General features: G+C 56.4%; 17 protein-coding genes and 3 pseudogenes. 13 read left to right on the top strand and 7 right to left on the bottom strand.

What is annotated here, in order from left to right; all coding sequences use genetic code 11:
* The first annotated feature begins 5 nt into the window (after positions 1 to 5).
* Positions 6 to 2,021 carry a TRAP transporter permease gene (locus CH74_RS04430; protein ID WP_048306258.1) on the top strand — a complete coding sequence of 672 codons (2,016 nt, stop codon included), beginning with the start codon at positions 6 to 8 and terminating at the stop codon, positions 2,019 to 2,021.
* 106 nt (positions 2,022 to 2,127) lie between these two features.
* On the opposite strand, the gene CH74_RS18135 is transcribed toward CH74_RS04430, so the two are convergent.
* On the bottom strand, positions 2,128 to 2,445 hold the full coding sequence (locus tag CH74_RS18135; RefSeq protein ID WP_082140289.1) for an XRE family transcriptional regulator: 318 nt from the start codon (positions 2,443 to 2,445) through the stop codon (positions 2,128 to 2,130).
* A 110-nt stretch (positions 2,446 to 2,555) separates the two neighbouring features.
* A complete protein-coding gene (locus tag CH74_RS04420) occupies positions 2,556 to 3,242 on the bottom strand; it encodes an SDR family oxidoreductase (protein WP_048306257.1) in 687 nt (228 codons plus the stop codon).
* A gap of 184 nt (positions 3,243 to 3,426) precedes the next feature.
* Here CH74_RS04420 and CH74_RS04415 point away from each other — a divergent pair, with 184 nt between their 5' ends.
* The gene (locus tag CH74_RS04415) at positions 3,427 to 4,578 is read left to right on the top strand and encodes a hypothetical protein (RefSeq protein ID WP_053070627.1); all 1,152 of its coding nucleotides are present in this window, start codon (positions 3,427 to 3,429) and stop codon (positions 4,576 to 4,578) included.
* A 1-nt stretch (position 4,579) separates the two neighbouring features.
* Here the strand turns inward: CH74_RS04415 and CH74_RS04410 are convergent, their stop codons facing one another.
* Together CH74_RS04410 and CH74_RS04405 are read right to left on the bottom strand one after the other, a co-directional pair.
* Entirely contained in the window at positions 4,580 to 5,680 is a 1,101-nt protein-coding gene (locus tag CH74_RS04410) for a malate dehydrogenase (RefSeq protein ID WP_048306256.1), read from the bottom strand.
* A gap of 202 nt (positions 5,681 to 5,882) precedes the next feature.
* Positions 5,883 to 6,362, bottom strand: a complete 480-nt coding sequence (locus CH74_RS04405) for a hypothetical protein (RefSeq protein ID WP_048306255.1) — start codon at positions 6,360 to 6,362, stop codon at positions 5,883 to 5,885.
* Positions 6,363 to 7,337: 975 nt separating this feature from the next.
* On the opposite strand from CH74_RS04405, the gene CH74_RS04395 reads away from it, so the two are divergent.
* Positions 7,338 to 8,780 carry an APC family permease gene (locus tag CH74_RS04395; RefSeq protein ID WP_048306253.1) on the top strand — a complete coding sequence of 481 codons (1,443 nt, stop codon included), beginning with the start codon at positions 7,338 to 7,340 and terminating at the stop codon, positions 8,778 to 8,780.
* A 33-nt stretch (positions 8,781 to 8,813) separates the two neighbouring features.
* Here CH74_RS04395 and CH74_RS04390 read toward each other — a convergent pair whose 3' ends face one another.
* Entirely contained in the window at positions 8,814 to 9,617 is an 804-nt protein-coding gene (locus CH74_RS04390) for an IclR family transcriptional regulator (RefSeq protein ID WP_216594713.1), read from the bottom strand.
* Between the two features lie 199 nt (positions 9,618 to 9,816).
* Here CH74_RS04390 and xsc point away from each other — a divergent pair, with 199 nt between their 5' ends.
* From xsc to CH74_RS04375, 3 genes and pseudogenes are all read left to right on the top strand, one after another.
* Complete coding sequence (gene xsc / locus CH74_RS04385) at positions 9,817 to 11,637, top strand: sulfoacetaldehyde acetyltransferase (RefSeq protein WP_048306252.1); 1,821 nt, start codon at positions 9,817 to 9,819, stop codon at positions 11,635 to 11,637.
* Between the two features lie 75 nt (positions 11,638 to 11,712).
* Positions 11,713 to 12,761: pseudogene (gene pta, locus CH74_RS04380) on the top strand (phosphate acetyltransferase).
* A gap of 52 nt (positions 12,762 to 12,813) precedes the next feature.
* Complete coding sequence (locus CH74_RS04375) at positions 12,814 to 13,572, top strand: sulfite exporter TauE/SafE family protein (RefSeq protein WP_048306251.1); 759 nt, start codon at positions 12,814 to 12,816, stop codon at positions 13,570 to 13,572.
* A gap of 144 nt (positions 13,573 to 13,716) precedes the next feature.
* Here CH74_RS04375 and CH74_RS04370 read toward each other — a convergent pair whose 3' ends face one another.
* Complete coding sequence (locus CH74_RS04370) at positions 13,717 to 14,055, bottom strand: AzlD domain-containing protein (protein WP_048306250.1); 339 nt, start codon at positions 14,053 to 14,055, stop codon at positions 13,717 to 13,719.
* Positions 14,048 to 14,466: pseudogene (locus CH74_RS04365) on the bottom strand (branched-chain amino acid ABC transporter permease); the annotation flags it as partial. The gene CH74_RS04370 and the pseudogene CH74_RS04365, both read right to left, overlap by 8 nt.
* A 298-nt stretch (positions 14,467 to 14,764) precedes the next feature.
* Here CH74_RS04365 and CH74_RS04360 point away from each other — a divergent pair.
* The 7 genes and pseudogenes from CH74_RS04360 to CH74_RS19335 form a co-directional block, all read left to right on the top strand.
* Positions 14,765 to 14,974, top strand: coding sequence for a helix-turn-helix domain-containing protein (locus tag CH74_RS04360; RefSeq protein WP_008174223.1), 210 nt, complete (start codon positions 14,765 to 14,767; stop codon positions 14,972 to 14,974).
* Complete coding sequence (locus CH74_RS04355) at positions 14,971 to 15,585, top strand: DUF1819 family protein (RefSeq protein WP_048306249.1); 615 nt, start codon at positions 14,971 to 14,973, stop codon at positions 15,583 to 15,585. The genes CH74_RS04360 and CH74_RS04355 overlap by 4 nt, the downstream gene beginning before the upstream one ends.
* 17 nt (positions 15,586 to 15,602) lie before the next feature.
* Positions 15,603 to 16,193, top strand: a complete 591-nt coding sequence (locus tag CH74_RS04350; protein WP_048306248.1) for a DUF1788 domain-containing protein — start codon at positions 15,603 to 15,605, stop codon at positions 16,191 to 16,193.
* A gap of 43 nt (positions 16,194 to 16,236) precedes the next feature.
* Positions 16,237 to 19,817 (top strand): annotated as a pseudogene (gene brxC / locus CH74_RS19965) (BREX system P-loop protein BrxC).
* A gap of 40 nt (positions 19,818 to 19,857) precedes the next feature.
* The gene (locus CH74_RS04340; RefSeq protein ID WP_048306247.1) at positions 19,858 to 21,531 is read left to right on the top strand and encodes an ATP-binding protein; all 1,674 of its coding nucleotides are present in this window, start codon (positions 19,858 to 19,860) and stop codon (positions 21,529 to 21,531) included.
* A gap of 84 nt (positions 21,532 to 21,615) precedes the next feature.
* Positions 21,616 to 22,452, top strand: a complete 837-nt coding sequence (locus CH74_RS04335; protein WP_253272940.1) for a BREX-1 system adenine-specific DNA-methyltransferase PglX — start codon at positions 21,616 to 21,618, stop codon at positions 22,450 to 22,452.
* A partial coding sequence (locus tag CH74_RS19335; protein ID WP_253272939.1) for a DNA methyltransferase occupies positions 22,407 to 22,690 on the top strand: 284 nt, incomplete at its 3' end. The genes CH74_RS04335 and CH74_RS19335, both read left to right, overlap by 46 nt.

Here is a 22,690-nt window from a genome sequence, read left to right as displayed (position 1 = left end):
TTTCCATGAACGACGCCCCCGAACAATCCGACATCGATCCCGGCACACCCAACGTCATTCAGCCGCGGCTGGTGCTTTGGCTGATCACCCTGGTGGGAGTGGGTCTGTCCCTGTTTCAGCTCTATGCGGCGGGGATCGAACCGCTGGGGCTTTTCTATCAGCGCAGCATCCATATTGCGCTGATCATGTTCATGGCCTTTCTGATGTTTCCGGTATTCGGCGCCCATCGCCGGCGGGGTGTGCTGGGCTGGATTATCGATTGCGTCTTCCTGGCCGGGGCCTTTATCACCGGCTTCTACATGAGCTTTTATCTCGACGAGATCATCAACCGCGCCGGTTTCTGGAACCAGACGGATATCCTGGTCGGCTGTATCGCCGTGATCACAGTGCTGGAAGCCAGCCGACGGGCGGTGGGGCTGGGCATGACCATCATCGGCGTGGTGGCGATCCTGTATGCCTTTGCCGGCCCTCGAGGAGACTTGCCCTGGTTGTCGGATTGGATGCCCGGCATCATGGCCCATCGTGGTTACAGTTTGGATCGCATCGTCGGCCAGCTCTATCTGGGCCAGGAAGGGCTGTTTGGGCTACCCCTTGGGGTGGCGGCGACCTATATCTTCGTCTTCGTGCTGTTCGGCGCCTTTCTGGAAAGCACCGGTGCCGGTCGTTTCTTCATCGATCTGGCCTATGCCGCCACCGGACGTCAGCGGGGCGGGCCGGCCAAGGCGGCGGTGCTGGCCTCCGCGGGCATGGGGTCGATTTCCGGCAGTGCGATTGCCAACGTGGTGACCACCGGCGCCTTCACCATCCCCTTGATGAAGCGGCTTGGCTATCGTCCGGCCCAGGCCGGGGGCATCGAGGCGGCGGCCAGTACCGGCGGGCAGATCACACCGCCGCTGATGGGAGCCGGCGCTTTCCTGATCGCCGAATACACCAATGTGCCCTATCTCGAGATCGTCAAGGTCAGCATTCTGCCGGCGGTAATGTATTTCGCCACGGTTTATTTGTTCGTGCACATCATTGCCTTGAAGCGTGGCATGCAAGGGATGCCTCGCTCGGAGTTGCCTCAGCTGGGCCAGGTGATGCGCGATGGCTGGCACTTCCTGCTACCCCTGGGGATGCTGGTCTATCTGCTGGTCATGAACATGTCCCCTATGCGGGTCGGCTATTACGCCATTCTGACCATCATTGCCGTGGCGGTGCTGCGCTTCTTGATCTGGTATCTGTTCATCGCACCGAAGCAGGGCCAGCCGGTCACCTCCGAGGGGCTGAAAGGGATAACGAAAACCGGGTTTGTTCGGCTGATCGAAGGATTGGAACTGGGCGCGCGCAATGCGGTGGCGGTGAGCATGGCCTGTGCCGTGGCGGGCATCATCGTCGGCATCGTCGGGCTGACCGGACTGGGGCTCAAGTTCTCGGCGATGATGATGGCGTTTTCCGGGGGCAATATTCTGCTGGCACTGCTGATGGTGCTGCTGGCAAGCCTGGTACTGGGCATGGGGCTGCCGGTCACAGCAAGCTATATCGTCTTGATCGTGCTGGTTGGCCCGGCGCTTTCCACGGAGTTCGGCATGCCGCTTTTGATCGCGCATCTGGTGGTGTTCTGGTACTCCCAGGACTCCAATGTGACGCCGCCGATTGCCCTGGCGGGGTTTGCCGGCGCGGCCATCGCCGGCAGCAAGCCCATGGAGACCAGCTTCCAGGCCTGGAAGTTTGCCAAGGGGCTATATCTGATTCCACTGTTCATGGTGTTCAATCCGGAAATCATCATGGGTGGCCCGGTGGCGGTAGTGATGTGGAATGTGATCATCGCGATTGCTGCGCTTTTGGCCTTCGCCGCAGCCTTGGAAGGCTATCTGTTCATGCGTATTTCGGTGATTCCCCGGATGCTGATCGCCTTGGCATCGGCAGCCGTGTTCTATCCCAATTTATTGAGCGAGATAGCCGGTGTGGTGATCATCACGGTGCTGTTGGGGGGCAACTGGCTGGCTAGTAAACGCCAGCCTGAAACCGATGTAACCTGAACTACAAATCTGAAGTGAACGTTGTTCAAACGAGCGATTATTCGGTGCCGTGATATGCGGCACCGAATAAAAAAATTACTGAAGATAGGGCAATCAGAAATAACGGTCAGGAAGTCGGGGTGTCATCCTCCACGGTTTCGCGAAGGGCTTGAAGTTGATCGATGGAGAAGTGTTCCAGGCGCCCGGCGAGCAGATCGCTGATACGCTGAGAAGGAATGCCGGCGCGACGGGCGATTTCCCGATTGTCCAGCTCCGAGAAGGCGATGCGGCGCGTGACTACCCGCATCAGGCGAGAGCGTTTTTCCATGTCCCTAACGTCATCGTGCACATTGCCACTTGCATCGACTCTCGTATCGAGACGGCCCTTACCCTTCGACGACGGGGCCAAAGAGGCGCTGCCGTTCAATTGTCTTACCGCGTTCATGAGGCTCCATTGCCTGTCCACTGACAACTTCAGCATGCGAAATTTTTGCGCATTTCGCCAGCCCCGAAAACATATTCGGGGCATGTTTTTTGTAATATTTGTTCAGATGCTTATTCCCGGGAGGGCGTAGGCCGAATAAGTATCTCGTTGACGTCCACATGATCCGGCTGACTGACCGCATACATGACTGCGTTGGCGATGTCGCGATCTTCCAGAGCATGATCCGGCGTCTGATCGAAGAAGGGCGTATCCACCATGCCAGGTTCGATCAGGGTGACCCGTATGCCGCTGCCCCGCAGCTCTTCGCGCAGATTGTAGCCAATACCCGTGACCGCCCATTTGCTGGCGCTGTACATTGATCCGGGAATGGTAGTACGCCCCGCAGCGGACCCGGTAAGCAGTATGTGACCTTGCGTTTTGCGCAGCATTGGCAGGGTGGCCTGAATCGTCAAGCCGACGCCGTAGACATTGGTCATCAACATGTCGTGCCAGCTTTTGTGGTCGGCTTCGCTGAAACCGCCGGGCGAACCACCCCTGCCGGCATTGGCGAACACCACGTCGATTCGCCCGAAATGTTCCATGGCCTTGTCCACCATGGCTTGCTGATCTTCCATGGAGGTGACGTCACAGGCGACGGTCAATGTCTTTTCAGGGCCAAATTCGCTGGCGAGTGCTTCCAGTTTTTCCGTGGAGCGGGCCGCCAGTACCAGCTTGTAGTCTGCGCGGTGTGCGGCCCGGGCGGTGGCCGCGCCAATGCCCGTCGAAGCGCCGGTAATTAGCATGACGTGGTCGTTCATTGTTATCTCCTTTTCAGTTCCGGTTTTTTAGCAGGGGTAGTATGAACAGCATGGTAAGTAGGCTTTGGAAATTCAATAGAGCGATATCATCAGAATGGCCTAGTATGAGTGCCCCTTCATAGCGCTGACCTCGATTGATTTATCATCGCTCAATCGATGCATTCATCACCGGGAGGATTGTTTGATGGCTATGTTGAGTCTGATCATCGCTCTGCTGCTCGATGCGGTTTATCTAGGAGCGCTTGTGAACACATTGCGCTGGCCGGAACTGAGCTATGTCGTTTTGTTGGGCCTGGTGGTGGGCACATTCGCGGCGTGGCGCTGGTGGCGCAGGACGTCATTGCGAAAATGGCAAATGGTATTGCTCTCTCTCAGCCTGCTGTTGCCTTTTACCAGTTGGATAAAGGCGCATCGTCCAGAAGCTGAGTACTCGAGCAATCCTGTCGGACCGACGATCTTGTCTCGACGCGATATCAGAAAGCGTCTGGGAATGCTTGTCCTACTGGGGCTTGTACTATTGGCCTCGATCAGCGGATTCGCCGAGCGACGCGTGCTTGGCCCCGTGCTGGCACCCACGGAAATCTCGGCGATCACGACCCTCGATCGCTCCTTGGCACTGGCAGCGGCCTCCTATGCTTCTGCGCGCTTGATCGATCGCGGTATCGCCCTGGCAGCGGAAGCGGAATTGACCTTGCCTTTCATTGGCGGTGTTGCGGTCAAGCCGGGGCAAGTGTTCAAGCCGCTGCAGGATATGGCGGAACGCTATTCGGACGTCATGGTGGTGGCCATAGCGTCAATTGGTATACAGCGTGTACTGCTGGAGATGGGGGAGGGTGCGGCAATAACGGTGCTTGGCAGCCTGAGCGTGCTGCTATTGATGATGGCGCTGGTGTTTTCGGGGCTGTCCCAGCGCTTGGTGCTGCTGGCCCGCGGAGTCGTTATCGTGCTTATCGTCGCCCGCCTGGCGCTTCCCTTGATGATAACCGGAGTCGGGTTCGTCTCGGATGCACTTCTGGAGGAGCGGCGTCAGCAGGCTCAGCAGGCCTTGAACGTGGCAACGGCGGAACTGCAGCAGGCAGATGTCGATACGCTGGAGGAGGAAGAAGGGCTGACACAATGGCTGAATGATCTGCGCGAGCGCACCGCGGACATGACCCTGAGCGTGCGTCAGTTCTCCGATAGCATGGTGGAGCGTTTCATTCAGCTATTGGTGGTCTATCTACTCGAGACCCTGCTGCTGCCTCTGGCAGCCTTGTGGGCGCTATGGCAAATGCTTCGCACTCTATTCGCTCCTCGGTGGATCACCGAGGAGCGAGAACGGCCAAGACTCGAATGAATCAGATGCGATCGGTACGCAGAGCGCTGGCCTCACTATCGTCCAGGGAGTCCTGGTCAGCGTAGCGCTTGGCGCCGGAACGCAGGGTCACGCCCAGGTTGTTACTTGCTTCCTCGGTTTCCTTGGGCAGCAGATGCTCGATGGCGGATTTCTCTTCGAGCAGCTCGTCCTCGGTCGCCTTCATGTACTTGCGCGCTTCATCGTCGATGGGCAGATCCTGCACGATTTCATAACGGCCATAGCGACAACGGACCGGGAAGGAGTAGACGATTCCCTTGGTGATGCCATAGCTGCCATCGGAGAAGATACCCATGCTGACGAAATCGCCGTCTCGAGTGCCCAGCTCCCAGTCGCGCATGTGATCGATGGCGCCTTGAGCAGCAGATGCCGCACTGGAAAGACCGCGTGCCTCGATGATCTCGCCGCCACGTTTCTGTACGCGTGGGATAAAGGTTTCCTCGACCCACTTCTTGTCTAGCGTCGGCATGATCGGTTCACCGAATGCCTTGGCATTGCGCACGTCAGGATACTGAGTCGGACTGTGATTGCCCCACACGGCTACATGGGTGATGTCCTGAACGTTGGCACCGATATGGTTGCCCAGGATGCCCTTGGCGCGATTGTGATCCAGTCGGCTCATGGCAGTGAATTGAGCCGGAGACAGGTCCGGTGCGTTACGGCTGGCGATCATAGCGTTGGTATTGGCCGGGTTACCCACCACCAGGACCTTCACGTCCGGGTTGGCATAATCGTTGAGGGCGCGGCCCTGACGACTGAAGATCTCTGCGTTCTCCGCCAGCAGATCCTTGCGCTCCATGCCCTTGCCACGTGGCTTGGCGCCCACCAATAGCGCGTGGCTGACGTTACGGAAGCCATCCTCTGCATTGTCGTGCAGGCGAACACCGAGCAGAAGCGGGAAGGCGCAATCTTCGAGTTCCATGGCGACGCCGCTCAGGGCCTGCATGGCTTCGGCGCGCTCGATGAGCTGCAGAATTACCGGCTGATCCTTGCCGAACATGTCGCCAGAGGCAATACGGAACAACAATGAGTTACTGATGCTGCCAGCAGCGCCGGTGACAGCGATACGAAAAGGACGTTTCAAGGGGATCCCTCCTGAAGTTCGATGGTAGCTACGACACCATGCTCGCATTCTCACAAGCACAAGGAAACAAGCGTCGTACAATATCCGGCACGGACGCACCTCTTTTCGAATAGGTCCATTGCCATGTCAGAGCATAACAAAAACCGACCTGCTTACGTCTTGCCATATTGGCTGAAGGGGCATCAGAGAGAGTGTTTTCTAGCTATTCTTCTTCAGGAGGCTGCTTGGGCGAGGTAATCCGCGAGTGTACGTAAGGAAACGCTCTGTCCAGGTAGGTCGCAACATCCTGCTCTGCGGCGGAGCCAAATAGGCTGGGGGGGTGCTCGTCGATGACGTGCCGACAGTGCTGCTGCAGCCATCCAAAATCGATACGACTGACGATGGCGACCCTCTGAATGTCGTGATCGGCAATGAAAAGATCAGCGACTAAAATATCCTTGTAGTGGCGTAGGATTTTCAAGCCGACATGAAAGTCCTGAGCGCCATCGAGGTGAAGTACGTTGGTAAAGGCTAGCAGAATATGTGATTTATTCTTTCCCTTTATTGTCGAATAATTGACATGAACAGGAGAATAAAAACACTGGGTTTCATCAAGGTCAGCAGGCACCGTTTGCCAGGCATACCAATGGTTGTTGATTATCTTAAGACGATTGTTGTCCTTGGAACCCTGTGCGGTGACCATCGATCGACATTCTCGAAACTAGCAAAAAGTTAAGTATGATGAGTGAGTCATTCTGTACGCAATACGAAATTGCTGGCCGGAGTTGTTCAGAAAAACGCTGCAAATACAGTCCTTTCAGCATCAGCTCTTTCATCTAAATGAATAGGAAAAAATTTACGTATTAATTATTTGATGCTCGGATTTACCTAAGAGGTAATATAAATACTATTTAATGGACTGTTTTTTTAACATCGAATGATGGTTTCTACTTACGGAAGGCGGAAAGATGAAAATGCAGTAGCCGCACAAAAATGTCAGGCGCTGTGCTGGTTGTCGAAACACATCAAGCGGCCGGTCATCTTTGGCACATCCTCGACAAAGAGACTGGCGATGAAAATGGAACGCCATTAGTCATCAGGAGCAAGCAAGTTGAAGCGTTTATCGAAATGATCTTGGGCAGCTATGACGCGGTATTTTGTATGCCTACACCGATTTAACGTCTTCAAAAACGTATAAGTTGCGCATGATTATTCCTAATATTAAATTTCCTCTACAAAAAAGCTCATGAGTAGTATTTTTGTAATTTAAAAGTTTTTGATATCTCTAATAAAAAAGACTAAATAAATCTGGGGTGCAATATTTTAAGACTAGTTTTTTTCCGTTTTTCCTTAATTTCTGCTTTCTCACGCGCTGTGCAATGATACGACTTTAGTAGTGTTTTGATCATTAACTTGTCGTGTCATTGGTCAATTGTTAAACAGGCCGCTACACAGGAAAGGCCCTCTTTTACAGCTGTCTGGCATTTTCTGTGACGTTTTGTTCCAAATAATGTATCAACCGGTTCCTTTTTGGCCCTATCCCTGTTCGCCTTCTGGTCCTACTTCCTTGCTCAAGGCATCTTCTAACGTCGGCTTTAAGTCGTATTAGCGTCTACGCTCATTATCAGGTGATGGATGACCGATTGCGCAGAAGCCATAACAATTCGGGAGTAGCAGTATGGAACAACGCGAACAACTTGAGAAAACTCTGAAGCCGCACTGGGTATGGGCCATTGCTTTTGGCTCCGCCATTGGCTGGGGGAGTTTCGTTCTACCGGCAGACTGGATCGCGATGGCGGGCCCAATAGGCGTAATGTTGGGACTGAGCATCGGCGCGGTGCTGATGATCATCATCGGTGTGAGCTATGGCTTTCTGATAAAGATATACCCTGTCACTGGCGGCGGGTTCTCTTATGCCTACCTTGGGTTCGGGCGCAACCATGCCTTTTTCTGCGGCTGGTTTCTAACCTTGGGCTATATGTCCATAGTGGCTTTGAATGCCTCGGCGTTAGCCTTGCTAGGCAAGTTTTTGATTCCCGAAATAGTCGATGTGGGGCGGCTTTATAGTGTTGCCGGCTGGGACGTGTATCTGGGCGAGATCGTGGTTGCCAGCGTGGCCTTGATCCTATTTGCCCTGATCAACATTCGCGGGGGAAGCTTTTCCGGCAAGAGTCAGTTCGTATTCTGCGTATTGTTGATCATCGCTGCGGTTGCAGTGGTGGGAGGCATGTTGCTGGCACCCAGCACTTCTTTTAGCAATCTCGAGCCGCTATTTAAACCCGGCGTGTCTTCCTGGGCGGCAGTACTCTCCATCGTTGCTATCGCACCCTGGGCCTATGTGGGATTTGATAGCGTGCCTCAAGCGGCAGAGGAGTTCGACTTCTCCCCAGCCAAGGCATTCACGCTGATCGTATTGGCCCTCGCCATGGCGGCGGTTCACTATTCGGCCTTGGTCATGGCAACGGCCTTGGCCATGCCCTGGACCGAGCTGGTCGGTCAATCGCCGGTATGGGGCACGGGAGAAATGGTGCAGGCAACCCTGGGTAATCTGGGCCTGGCTGCGCTGGCATTGGCGCTGTTGATGGGAATCGCCACAGGTCTCAATGGCTTTTACATCGCCACCAGTCGTTTGATGTTTGCGCTAGGTCGCGCTGGCGTCCTGCCCTCCATTTTCGGCCAGTTACATTCGAAGTATCGCACCCCGACCGCGGGCATCCTGTTCACCTGTGGCCTTTGTCTAGTGGCACCCTGGCTTGGTCGTGAAGCACTGCTGTGGGTCGTCGACATGGCTGCTACCGGTGTCGCCATCGCTTACTTTTATTGCTGTGCGGTGGCTTACAAATGCTTCAAGTGGTCCGAGCAGGGGGCCGGCAAGCACTATGAGGGCTGCGTATCACCGTTCAAGAAGTTTTTGTCATTGCTCGGTGCGATCAGCAGTCTTTCGTTTCTAGGGCTCTTACTGATTCCTGGATCCCCCGGGTTCTTGAGTGGACCATCCTGGATCGCACTACTAATCTGGACTGCACTGGGACTTATTTTGTATGCCACGCGCCGGCATATCTTCCATCGCAAATCGAAGAAGGAGCTAGATCACCTGATTCTTGCATCAGATGATGTATAAGCAAATGCAAAGACGTATCGCAGCGCCTCGGCTTCAGGAAGCAGAGGCACTGCTATGCGGGGTGGCTTCAGCATCAATGGCAGCGATCGATTGAGCTGCCTTGCGAAGTGCTGGCAAAAAGCTCAACGCTTTCTCCCGGGACAGGCGCATGGTGGGGCCTTGAACCGCCAAGCCAAGATTGGAGCGGCCCTTTGTGGAGGGAACAAGAACGGCGATGCACAAAAGACCGGGCAGGAACTCTTCGTCGTCGAAGGCATAGCCGGCACTACCCACACGTTCAATTTCATCTTCGAGGAGGTTTAAATCGGTGAGGGTGTTATGAGTAAAACGTTCAAGGGACACATGCGCCAGCAGGCGCCTGCGCTGGGCGGGTTTCATCTGGGCTAGAAACAGCTTGCCACTGGCGGAGCAGTGCACCGGAACCTGAGAGCCCGGATGCAGATAAAAACGCAAAGGGGCCTGGGTTTCGACACGATCGAGATAAAGCACTTCGTTGCCGGACAGCGCCGTAATGTTACAGCTTTCACCGATTTCCTTGACGAGCTGGCCAAGCACCGCGTGTCGTGCGCCTTGCACGGTGTTGTTGAGCAATAGATTTTCGGCCAGGCGGCGCAGACGTACGCCAGTGCCGTAGTGGCGGTTATCACCGTCACGTTGCAGCATGCCGGCAGTTTCGAGTTGCTGCAGCATACGATGCAGGGTCGGCTTGGGTAAGCCGGTTTCTTCCACCAGTCCTTGAAGGGTGAAAAATTGATCTTTCTCGGCAATGACTTCCAGTAACGACAGGAGCCGCAGAGCAGGTGTATCGCCATCGATCTTGGCTATTTCGGGCTTCATCTCGGACTTCATAATGACGGTCTCGACGGAGGTGATGAATAGAACAGAAGTATGGTAATTCCTGAATTTGATAGAAAGCATACCATTTTCTGGAATTTGTATTGACGCTGGCTGCTAGAATGTCTAGATTCAGCATCAGTTCCAGAAATTGGAATAAAACGTACCGAATAAAGCAAACGCTCACTCCGGAGGGTTTTCCATGAGCACCCAAGACAACACTGACAACCGCCAGGTTGTTCAAGGCAAGCAGAAGATGACCCCGTCTGAAGCTTTCGTCGAAACCCTGGTCGCCAACGGCGTGACTGATATGTTTGGCATCATGGGCTCGGCCTTCATGGATGCCATGGACATCTTCGCTCCGGCGGGCATTCGTCTGATTCCAGTGGTGCACGAGCAAGGCTCCGGCCACATGGCCGATGGCTATGCTCGTGCTTCCGGCCGCCACGGCGTGCTGATTGGTCAGAACGGCCCAGGCGTCTCCAACAGCGTGACCGCCATCGCAGCAGCCTTCTGGGCCCACACCCCGGTCGTCATCATCACGCCGGAAACCGGTACCATGGGCATTGGCCTGGGCGGCTTCCAGGAATGTAATCAGCTGCCGATGTTCCAGGAGTTCACCAAGTATCAGGGTCATGTCACCCACCCGGCGCGTATGGCGGAATTTACCGGTCGCTGCTTCGACCGTGCCATGTCCGAAATGGGGCCGACCCAGCTCAACATTCCACGGGATTACTTCTACGGCGAAATCGAAGTCGAGATTCCCCGTCCGATGCGTCTGGATCGTGGACCCGGTGGCGCCAAGAGCCTGGACGAAGCGGCAGATTTGTTGGCCAAGGCCCAGTTCCCGGTAATTATTTCCGGTGGCGGCGTGGTCATGGCAGACGGTGTGGAAGAGTGCAAGGCATTGGCAGAGCGTCTCAACGCGCCAGTCGTCAACAGCTATCTGCACAACGACTCCTTCCCCGCCAGCCATCCGCTATGGTGTGGTCCGTTGGGCTATCAGGGCTCCAAGGCCTCGATGAAGCTAATGGCACAGGCGGACGTGGTCGTCGCTTTGGGTACGCGTCTTGGGCCGTTTGGCACCTTGCCCCAGCACGGCATGGACTACTGGCCGACTAACGCCAAGATCATCCAGATCGATGCGGACCACAAGATGCTCGGATTGGTCAAGAAGATCTCCGTCGGCATTTGCGGCGATGCCAAAGCTGCTGCTGTTGCTCTGACCGAGCGTCTGCAGGGTCGTGATCTGGCCTGTGACAGCAACAAGGACGATCGCGCCAATACCATCAAGAGCGAGCAGGACGCTTGGGAGAAAGAGCTCACCGAGTGGACCCACGAGCGTGACGATTACAGCCTGGACGTCATTGAAGAAAACAAGCAGGAGAAGCCCTTCTCCGGCGGTGAATACCTGCACCCGCGTCAGGTGCTGCGCGAGCTTGAAAAAGCCATGCCGAAAGACGTCATGGTCTCCACGGACATCGGCAACATCAACTCCGTGGCCAACAGCTATCTGCGCTTCGAGAAGCCCCGCAGCTTCTTTGCACCGATGAGCTTCGGCAACTGCGGTTACGCCTTCCCGACAATGATCGGAGCGAAGGTAGCTGCGCCGGAACGTCCTGCCGTGTCTTACTGCGGCGATGGCGCCTGGGGCATGAGCTTGATGGAAACCATGACCTGCGTACGTCATAACATCCCGGTCACTGCCATCGTGTTCCATAACCGTCAGTGGGGCGCTGAGAAGAAGAACCAGGTGGACTTCTACGGCCGTCGCTTTGTTGCCGGTGAGCTGGATAACGAGAGCTTCGCCGAGATCGGTCGTGCCATGGGTGCCGAAGGTATGGTCGTCGACAAGCTCGAAGACGTGGGCCCGGCCCTCCAAAAAGCGGTGGACATGCAGATGAACGAAGGCAAGACCTGCATCGTCGAGATCATGTGTACTCGTGAGCTAGGCGACCCGTTCCGTCGTGATGCCCTGAAGAAGCCAGTGCGGATGCTGGAGAAGTATCAGGACTACGTCTAAGTTTTTTAGATAAGTAGGGCTTTCGCCCCCGGTCAGACAGCCAGGATTGTCTGACCGGGGGCGTTGTCGTGTTTAATGAGCCTTGCGAATCAATTCTGCCATCAGGAGATGCCACTCATGCAGGTACTCGATAACATCATGGAGCGTGCTAGAAAGGCACGTAAACGTATCGTTCTTTGCGAAGGCGACGATCCGCGGGTATTGGAAGCGGCGGTTCGCGCTGCTCAGGATGGTATCGCTGATATCAGTCTGGTCGGTGAGCGCGCAGGGATTGAGGCGACGGCGGCCGACAACAATCTGTCGCTTGATGACATCACCCTGATCGACCCGGCCGAGTCTTCGCTGACATCGTCTCTGGTCGATGCGCTGTATCAGTTGCGTCACAAGAAGGGCATGACCCACGAGCGCGCTGAGCACGAAGTGCAAAAGCCGCTGGTCTTTGCGGATCTGATGGTGCATCTCGGCCACGCGGACGGCTCCGTTGCCGGCGCGTGCATACCACGGCGGATGTGGTGCGCAGTGCCATTCAGGTTGTTGGGGTCAAGCCCGGAGCCAAACTGGTCTCGAGTTTCTTTCTGATGGTGATGGAAGAAGCCCACCATCCTCGACAGGGCGGCATGATCTTCTCCGACTGTGGTCTTGTCATCGATCCTAAGGCCGAAGAGCTTGCAGAAATCGCCAAGGCAGCGGCGGATAGCGCTCGCGCGTTGCTTGGCGAAGAGCCAAAGGTGGCCATGCTGTCCTTTTCCACCAATGGCAGCGCCAAGCATGCAGCGGTGGACAAAGTGGTGGAAGCGGCGCGCCAAGTAAAGGCGGACCGTCCGGAGCTCGCCATCGACGAAGACATACAGCTCGACGCTGCCATCGTGCCGGAGATCGCAAGCCGCAAGCTGCCGGATTCCCGGGTCAAGGGCGAAGCCAACGTGCTGATCTTCCCGGATCTCGAGGCCGGCAACATCGGTTACAAGCTGGCGGAGCGCATCGGTGGGGCCAAGGCCATTGGACCCATGCTGCAGGGCCTTGCCAAGCCCGCCAACGACCTTTCGCGCGGTTGCAGCGCCGACGACGTCTATCATGTGATCGCCGTTACCGCAGTTCAGGCTCAAGCCGTGGTCCAGGAGTGAGAAATACAAGCGCAAGGGATAGAACAATGAGTAACGCAAGACAGGCGCGGTCGTGACCCTCGAAGTTCTGCTGCCATTTCTGGCGGTGACAGCGCTGGCCGGTTACTTTCAGACGGTGACCGGCTTTGGTTTGGGCATGATCGTAATTGGGGTGATCAGCGGCTTGGATATCGTCTCGGTTGCGACGGTTGCAGCGGTGGTCAGCTTGATGACCCTGGTCAACAGTGCCGTTGCCTTATTCGGCAAGCTCAAGCATGTGCACTGGCCGGTAGCCTGGGCGGCGATTGCCGGTATCGTACCGGCTATTTGTGCGGGGGTGTGGCTACTCGGCTACATGAGTGCCAGCGCGTCCAGCCTACTGAGCCTGTTGCTGGGCGCCGTCATCATCTACGGTGGGGCCAGCTTGGCAATGCGCCCTAGTCGTAAGGAAGAGCCGTCTTCCCGGTTGAGCTTTCTGTTGGCAGGCGTCTTGTCAGGGCTTTTTGGTGGGTTGTTCGGCGTTGCAGGGCCGCCGCTGATCTATCAATGCTATCGTCAGCCGCTCTCTTTGATCAGCATTCGCAGCATGCTGATCATGTTCTTTGCCTGTACCGCCATCACTCGCACGCTGTTCATCGGGATCCAAGGGCAGCTGGATGCGGAGATATTCATACTGACTGCCTGGGCCATTCCCGTGATCGCCTTGGCGACCTGGCTGGGGCGGCGTTTCCCGCCGCCGCTGACGCCGCCAATCATGCGCCGGTTGGCCTCCGTCGTGCTGATTGGTATTGGTCTCGGGCTCATCGTGCCGGAGCTGATCGCCTTTTTCTGACGACTGCGCCGGCTGGTAAAGCGCTACGCGCAGGGATAATGCCGCTTTCTAGCCAGGGTCTTGCAGCACCATGCGCGTGAATTCTTATCAGGGATGGTCCGAACGCTGAAAAGTCTTTTTATTCAATAAGTATGTCGCAGGATCTTATATCACTGATCTTGCCAGGATTAAGACCACTCCATAAACGACTACCCCCGCCATTACTGGCCAGCCTAATGAGCGCAGCCGCCACCAGGCATATAGCGTCACGAGCACGCCGATTGTCGTGGCAAGCCAGGAAATGGCGTTAACCTCTGTCGAGACCAGCGAAACACCGAGTAAAGCAGCAATCATCAAAGGACCAAGAATACCAAGCCACTGAGGCATAGCGTCGAAGTCGTCGGCTCGATCAAGCCGGCGTCGCATCCACAACAACGGTAGCAAACGCAGCAGTGGGGTGCCTGTCGCCGAGGCCAGAACAGCCAGCCAGAGTCCACTATCCATTCTGTTTTCCTTGTGCTGTCACATCGAATCTCACCAGGTAATAGCACAGGGCCCCGCGGGCTGCGGCCAGGGGAATCGCGACGTGGGTCAATCCATCCACTGTGAGCAATGCAGCGATCGCAATGGTGCTGCCCAGCGCCAGCGACCAGCGTCGGGTGGTAAATCGCGGTGCTACCAGCACCAGGAACAAGGCAGGCAGAGCGAAGGGCATGACTTCGCCCAGTAGCGGCCAGTGTGTAGTCAGCTCGTTACCGGCCAGGGCCCCGTTGCAGTGCCGCCGATCCAGCTTGCCCAGGCCAGAAGCGTAGCGCCGGTCAACCAGCCGAGACGTTGTGACGTCGGTAGTTGGGGCAGACGACTGTGGGCCAGGGCATGGACCTGATCGGTTAGGCCGTGCATGAGCCAAGGCCAACCAAGATCGTGCTGGTGCCCTGAGCTGAGATAGGGGGGCCATCCGCAATCGGGAAGGTGCCGGCCGTCAGTAGTCGGCCCCTTTCCGTTGCGGGACGCGAAGAGCCATCAAGTTAACAGCCATAATTGCTTGCCACTACGAATGCCTATCCTTGCCTACCTATCCGGGTCAAATCAATTGAAAGCCTATTGGTACCCCTATATATTGACCAGTCGAATTGGATTAGGGTAGCTCCACCCAAGAGGCCGTGCCGCCTCAAACGGGGTGGCAACACCATCGCCCATAGGAAGCGAAAACATGGCCGAGATGGAAGATCGCTGGTTATCCGTAGACGAAATAGGCAAGCACCTCGGTGTCAGCAATGACACCGTGTACCGCTGGATCGACAAGCACGCAATGCCCGCCCACCGCATGGGGCGATTTTGGAAGTTCAAAAAAGTCGAAGTAGATGAGTGGGTCAAGGGCGGTGGAGCCGCTGAGACGAGCAAGGGTGAGCGTTCCGAATGACCCGAGGCAGGTATCGCATCTCCTTCACGTCCGGCAGCCTGTATCACCGCGAATCGGTGAAGCTGGCCGAGCTGTACCTGTCGCTCCGTGACTGGGATGAGGTGCGTGCTCAAGCGCTGCATGACAACCTGCTACAGGCCAGAACGGAAAGCACGGCAAAGCGCACCTGTAGAGAGGCGGTTGCTCGCCTGAAGACGTTGGGCGAAAGCGAACTCACTTTCCTGGCCGAGGCAAACCACCAGGATCAGGCGCACCTCCTCTGGGTTGCGGTGTGCCGCCTGTACCGCTTTATCGCAGACTTTGCGGTGGAAGTGCTACACGAACGGTTTGTCGCGATGAAGCTGGATCTCAGTTTTGAGGATTTCGATGCCTTCTATAACCGTAAATCGGAATGGCATGACGAACTGGATAATGCCAGCGCCTCAACGCGCGATAAATTGCGACAGGTCCTGTTCAGAATGCTGCGGGAGGCAGGGTTGTTAGCTAAAGACAAAACCATCAACGCAATACTGCTAAGCCCCAGGCTGGTTGAGTTGCTGCGTCAGAACAATCCTGACGAGTTTTTCTACTTCCCAGTCTATGAATCCGATATCAGGGGGATGTCAGCTTGAGAAAGGACATTGCCAAAATGCCGATGCAGGAGCGACTACAGCACCTGTTCAGCGTGGTTTCCGGCCAGCGGTTCCTGAACAAACAGGGACTGGGTAATGAAGTGCCTTTCTTCATCTGCCCCTACCGGCCTGAAGAAGCGGTCGAGATGGAGCGTCTTCAGCGGCAGTTGGTTAACCGGCTGGAGCAGGCGGGCATCCGGATCCTGAGTATCAATCTGTACGACCTGGCCGTCGATATTTTGAAAGAAAGAGACATCTGGTGGCAGGTGTTGGAGCTCGAGCCCACGGTCTCAAAGGATCAACTGAAAGAACTATTACAGGGAGTGCTGGACCCGGAAGCCCATTTGGTGCCCGCTATTGCGGCAAAACTCCAGTCCGTTGAGTTTGACGTGCTGTTTCTCTCAGGGGTGGGCGAGGTCTTCCCCTACATACGCTCCCATAACGTGCTCAACAACTTGCAGAGCACCGCCAAAGACCAGCCAACGGTGATGTTCTTCCCGGGCTCCTATACCCACTCGCTGGAAACCGGAGCATCGCTGGATCTGTTCGGCAGGCTACATGACGACAAGTACTACCGTGCGTTCAATATCTTTCATTACGAAGCCTGAGCGGACAACACGATTCGAGGCGTAATCATTAAGGGAAAGTGCTATGACATTGAAGAACATTTTTCTAAAGCCCGTTGACCGCCCCATTGAAGGCGTTATCAAAGCCGACGATGAAGCCAGTCTTCGCCTCGAAATTGAAGAATACGTACTGACCAACGAAGTCGAGAAGCGCCTCGAAGAGTTCCTGGACGCCTACAACAACTATGAAGGGGCGAACGGGGTATGGGTGTCCGGCTTCTTCGGGTCCGGTAAGTCCCACCTGCTCAAGATGCTGGCCCTTCTGCTGGAAAACCGGGAAATGGATGGGGCCTCAACCCTGGATCTGTTCCTCCCCAAGTGCAGCGAAAATGAAATCCTCCGGGGCGACCTGAAGCGAGCTGTCTCAATTCCGGCGAAGAGCATTCTGTTCAACATCGACCAGAAAGCCGATGTCATCAGCAAAACCCAGATCGATGCGCTTCTGGCCGTGTTCGTTAAAGTCTTTGACGAAATGTGCGGCTACTACGGCAAACAAGGGCACATCGCCCAGTTTGAGCGCGATCTGGACGGCCGTGGCCTGTACAAACAGTTCAAAGCCGAGTACGAGTCCATCGCCGGCCGCCCCTGGCAGAAAGGCCGGGAGCAAGCCCTTCTGGAAGGCCCGAATATCGCCAAAGCCTACGCCGCAGTGACCAGCGGTGACCCGCAGTCGGCAGCGGGCATCCTCGACAAGTACCGCAGTGAATACCGCGTTTCAATTGAAGACTTCGCGGACAATGTGAATGCCTATATCGAGAAGCAGGCAAAGGAGGGTGGCCACAAAGAGTTCCGCCTGAACTTCTTTGTGGACGAGGTTGGTCAGTACATTGCCGACAACACCAAGCTGATGACCAACCTGCAAACCATTGCCGAGAGCCTCGCCACCAAGTGTCGGGGCCGGGCCTGGATTATCGTCACCGCCCAGGAAGAAATGAAAAACGTGGTGGGCGAAATGGGCAAGCAGCAAGGCAACGACTTCTCGAAAATTCAGGCTCGGTTCAATAACCGCATGAAGCTGTCCAGCGCGGACGTGGCGGAGGTCATCCAGAAGCGCCTGCTGACCAAGACTGAAGAAGGCGTCAATCAGCTCTCGGACGTCTACCACGCACAGACGAACAACTTCAAAACGCTCTTCGACTTCGCGGATGGGTCGGCCACCTACCGGAACTTCCGGGACAGGGACCATTTCATCCACAGCTACCCCTTCGTCCCCTACCAGTTCGCGCTGTTTCAATCGGCGATTCAGAACTTGTCGCAGCACAACGCCTTCGAAGGTAAGCACAGCTCCGTCGGTGAGCGCTCAATGCTGGGCGTCTTCCAGCAGGTCGCCATCCACATCGGTAATCACGAGGTAGGCCAGTTGGCCACCTTTGACCTGATGTTCGAGGGCATCCGCTCTGCACTGAAATCACAAATACAGCGGGCGATTATTCAGGCCGAGAAGCAGCTCGACAATGCCTTCGCCATCCGGCTGCTGAAGGCCCTGTTCCTGGTCAAATACGTCAAAGAATTCAAGCCCACGGTGCGCAACCTCTGTGTGCTGATGCTCGACGCCTTCGATCAGGACCTGCCGGCGCTTCGCGCTAAGGTGGAGGAAGCCTGAGCCTTCTGGAGCAGCAGACCTACATTCAGCGCAATGGGGATCAATACGAGTACCTGACGGACGAGGAAAAGGACGTCGAGCAGGAAATCAAGAACACAGAGGTCGAGTCATCGGACGTCGCGGACGAGCTGGAAAAGATCGTTTTCGACTACGTCATCAAGCAGCGCAAGATCCGCTATGACGCCGGCTCCTCCCAAAATCAGGGGCAGGACTACTCCTATTCACGCAAACTGGATGATCGTCTGCATGGGCGTGAATACGAACTCTCGATCAATGTCATTAGCCCGTTCCACGAGCATACTGACAACGAGCAAATGCTCCGTACAGCCTCAACCTACAAGGCGGACGAGCTGTTCGTGCTCATGCCGTCGGACGAGCGCCTGGTGCGCGATCTGCTCATGTTCAAGCGCACCGAGAAGTACATCAAACAGAATATCTCTGTTACCCAGCAGGAAGCCGTCAAGCGGATCTTGAATGATAAAGGCTTCCAGAACCGTGAGCGTGAGGCCAGGCTCCGGCAGCAGGTTCAGACCCTCATTGGCAAGTCCAAGTTGCTCATTGGCGGCGCCGATGTGGAAGTGGCGAATGAGGACCCCCAGACCCGCATTATTCGGGGCTTCCATGAGCTGATTTCACGGGCTTACCCCAACCTCCGCATGTTGCGCGGCGTTTCCTACACGGAAAACGACATCAGCAATTGCCTTAACCGTACAGACGATGGTCTGTTCGGTAACGACGCCACGGCCCTGGCGGAATCCGAGCAGGAAGTGCTGGCGTTCATTCAGAGCAACAACCGGGGCGGTGTCCGTACCACCTTGAAGAGCCTGCTGGAGAAATTCGAGCGCAAACCCTACGGCTGGTATTACGCCGCGATTCTCTGCACCGTGGCCAACCTGTGTGCCCGTGGCAAGGTGGAGGTTCGTCTCGACGGGAACATCCTGGAGGACAGCGAGCTGGAGCGCGCCCTGCGTAACACTCACGGCCACGGCAACGTGGTGCTGGAACCACAGATTGAGTTCACCGCCTCTCAGGTCCGAGCCCTCAAGTCGTTCTACGAGGACTTCTTCGACAGCCCACCCCGCAGCAGCGAAGCCAAAGCCCTGGGTAAAGAGGCCGGCGAAGCCTTCCAGGACATGTACCACGACCTGGATCGGCGGATAGCGCAAGTCGACCAGTACCCGTTTCTCAATGCCTTGAAACCTGCCCTGGAGACGCTGAAAGAAGTCGCCGGAAAGCCCTACACCTGGCACCTGACGGAATTGGGCAAGCAGGAAGACCAGCTGCTGGACCTGAAAGAGGATGTCATCGACCCCATCCGCAAGTTCATGGGCGGCTCACAAAAAGACATCTACAACCAGGCTCGGTCCTTCCTGCAGAGTCAGGAGCCCAACTTCATCTATATGCCCGGGGACGAGATCGAGCAGATCCGCACCATCCTGAACGACCCCAACTGCTACAAAGGAAATCGCATTCAGCAGCTCAAGGGCCAGCTGGATAGCCTGCAGGAGCACATCGACGAGAAAGTGCAGCAAACCCGAGCTCAGGCAGAAACCTCCCTGAAGACCATGCAGGAACGCATGCAAAGCATGGACGAATATCAGTCCCTGCCGGAGCCGCGCCAGGATGAGCTCAATAAACCGTTCCGGGATCTGATCGATTACATCGCACAGGAGCGCCTGATTGCCGTGATCAAGGACCGGACCCGGTACTTTGAAGAAGAGGGCTACCAGAAGCTGCTGGGCAAAATGGTGGCGCTGGCCAATCAGAAATCAGCACCGGCAGCCGACCCCGATCAGCCCCCAGGCGGCCAGAGTGAAGACCAGAATGACGGGGGGCCTCATAAGGTCAAGGAATCGGCAGCCGACTACGTTCACACCCGCAATCTCCGTGTCGCGTTCGACAAGGCCTGGTTGGCCGACGAGGGGGATGTGGACCGGTACCTGAATGCCCTGCGCGAGGCCCTGCTGGTTGAAGTCCAGCAAGGCCGCAAGGTTCAGATCTAAGCGTGCCGACCCGTCGAATCGGTCGAACCAGGGGATAGCCATGCACGAAGCCGAACAGGAAATCCAGGCGCTCATTCGCGGCGGTGAAAGCCTTGCCATCGAATTCAAGAGCGACGTCAAAAGCCTGCCGGATCGGGATCTGGTGGCTGCCGTGGTGGCCCTCGCCAACACCGAGGGCGGCGACCTGTTCCTAGGCGTTGAAGACGATGGCACCCCGACAGGGCTGCATGCCAATCACCGCAATCTCGCTGGCCTGCCCGCTCTGATTGCCAACAAGACCATTCCGTCACTGGCTGTGCGCGTTGAGGCTCTGGAACTGGAAGGGCAACCCATCGCCAGAATACAGGTGCCCAAATCCCGGCAGCTGGTCTCCACCTCGGATGGTCTGCTGCAACGTCGGCGTCTGAGAATGGACGGTACTCCGGAGGCCGTCCCCTTCTACCCCCATGAGTTTGTTCAGCGCCAGTCCAGCCTGGGGGTAACGGACCCCTCGGCCTTGCCGGTGGAAAACCTGGCGGTTGAAGATCTGGACCCGATTCAGCGCATCCGAATCCGCAACGCCATCAAGAAATACGGCGGCGACCAGAGCCTGATGCCCCTGGCGGACGATGAGCTGGACGGCGCCCTGGGGCTGACCGTGAGCGTGGGAGGCATGCGCCGCCCCACGGTTGCAGGCCTGTTGCTGCTGGGCAACGAAATGCAGCTCCGGCAACACCTACCCTCCCATGAGGTTGCCTTCCAGGTGCTGCGCGGTACCGATGTGCTGGTTAATGAGTTCTACCGCAAGCCGCTGCTGGAGACCTTTGAAGAGGTCGAGGTGCTATTCCGAGCCCGGGTGGAGGAAGAAGAGATTCAGGTCGGGCTGTTTCGCGTGCCCATCCCCAACTTTGACCGCAGGGCCTTCCGGGAAGCCTTCGTAAACGCCCTGGTTCACCGCGATTACAGTGCCCTGGGCGCCGTGCACGTCAAACTGGACGACGACGGCCTGAGCATCAGCAACCCGGGTGGATTTGTGGAAGGCGTCAACCTGGACAACCTGCTGGTAGCCGACCCACGCTCCCGTAACCCATTGCTGGCCGACATCATCAAGCGCATCGGCCTGGCCGAACGCACGGGCCGGGGCATCGACCGGATCTTCGAGGGCATGCTCCGCTACGGGCGTACCGCCCCCGACTACTCCATGTCGTCCGCTCACACCGTCTCCGTACGCATGAGCGCAGCGGACGCGGACGCCGAATTCCTGCGCATGATCGTCGAGCGCGAGGAACAGGCAGGCGCCGCCATGCCCATTGACAGCCTGATTATCCTGTCCCGGCTGCGTAATGAGCGGCGCTTAAGAACGGCGGACTTAGCCAAATCCGTGCAAAAGCCCGAAACCGTGGTTCGGGGCACCCTGGAGAAACTGGTGGAAGCCGGCATGGTGGAAGCCCACGGCACTGGCAAGGGCCGCACCTACACCCTGAGCGCCAAGGTATATCAGGGGGCGGGGCAAAAGGCCGCCTATGTGCGCCAGGCAGGATTTGATCCTATCCAGCAAGAGCAGATGGTCATGAGCTTTATTGATACGCACGGCAGCATCAAACGTGCTGACGTGGTTGAACTGTGCCATATCAGTCCGGATCAAGCCTACAAGTTGTTGGCCAGATTGAAGAAAAGGGGAGAAATCGAACAAATAGGCGAGCGTAAAGGGGCTATTTACAAGCGCGCGCGTTAATTTATGCGCTCAGCGTAAATATATACGCTCATTTATGCGTCAGCGTATATCGCTCGGTCACGACCAAAACCAAGGCACGAATCGATGGAAACCGCAAAACTCAGAAAATTCGCCCAGTTCGCCCGCCGCAGCCTGATTGAACAGGTCGGCGCCAAGCTAAAGCTGGTATTGGCCGAAGAAAGCCCCGCTCGGCGGGAAAGCCCATTGGCCATCAAAAAGCTGGAAGAGGCGATAGCCGAGCAGGGTAAAGAGCAGGTTGTCGAGCGGGTGGCTTATATCTGGTTCAACCGGCTCGTAGCCCTGCGGTTTATGGACGTGAACCGATATAACCGCATTGGCGTGGTCTCGCCCGCCGAGGGGCAGTTTCAGCCCGAGATCCTGGCGGATGCCAAGATGGGCCATATCGATGAAGAGATGGTCGTGGAAAATACCCGAAAACGGGTCTTCGCCCTGCTCGATGGCAAAATGCCCAGCCAGGATCCCCAAGGGGAAGCCTATCGCTTACTGGTCGTAGCCGCCTGTAACTATTGGTACAGCGCCATGCCGTTCCTGTTCGAGCGTATCGACGACTACACCGAGCTGCTAATGCCGGATGACCTGCTCTCCGGCAACTCAATTCTGGCCTACACCCGCGAGGCCATGACGCCGGTTGCCTGTGAGGATGTTGAGGTAATTGGCTGGTTGTACCAGTTCTATATATCCGAGAAAAAGGATCAAGTATTCGAGGCGCTGAAGAAGAATCAGAAAATCAAACCGGCCAATATCCCCGCCGCCACCCAGCTTTTCACGCCGCACTGGATTGTGCGATACCTGGTGGATAACTCGCTCGGCCGCTTGTGGATGCTTAACAGACCAAATTCAGCTTGGTGGATCAGATGGAGTATTACATTCCTCCGGACGAGGCTGAGGCCGATTTTCTGAAAATCGAAGGCCCGGAAGAGCTTAAGGTTTGCGACCCAGCCTGCGGCTCCGGCCATATGCTGACCTATGCTTTCGATCTGCTCTACGCCATTTATGAAGAAGAAGGCTACGAGCCGTCCGAAATCCCGGAAAAGATTCTGACACACAACCTTTACGGTATTGAGCTGGATGAACGCGCCGGTGAGCTGGCCGCCTTCGCCCTGACCATGAAAGCCCGAGCGCGTCAGCGGCGTTTTTT

It is taken from the genome of Halomonas sp. PR-M31 (genome assembly GCF_001039575.1).
GTDB lineage: Bacteria > Pseudomonadota > Gammaproteobacteria > Pseudomonadales > Halomonadaceae > Modicisalibacter.
Note: the sequence above shows the minus strand (reverse complement) of the source record. Positions and strands in the feature narration are given on the sequence as shown.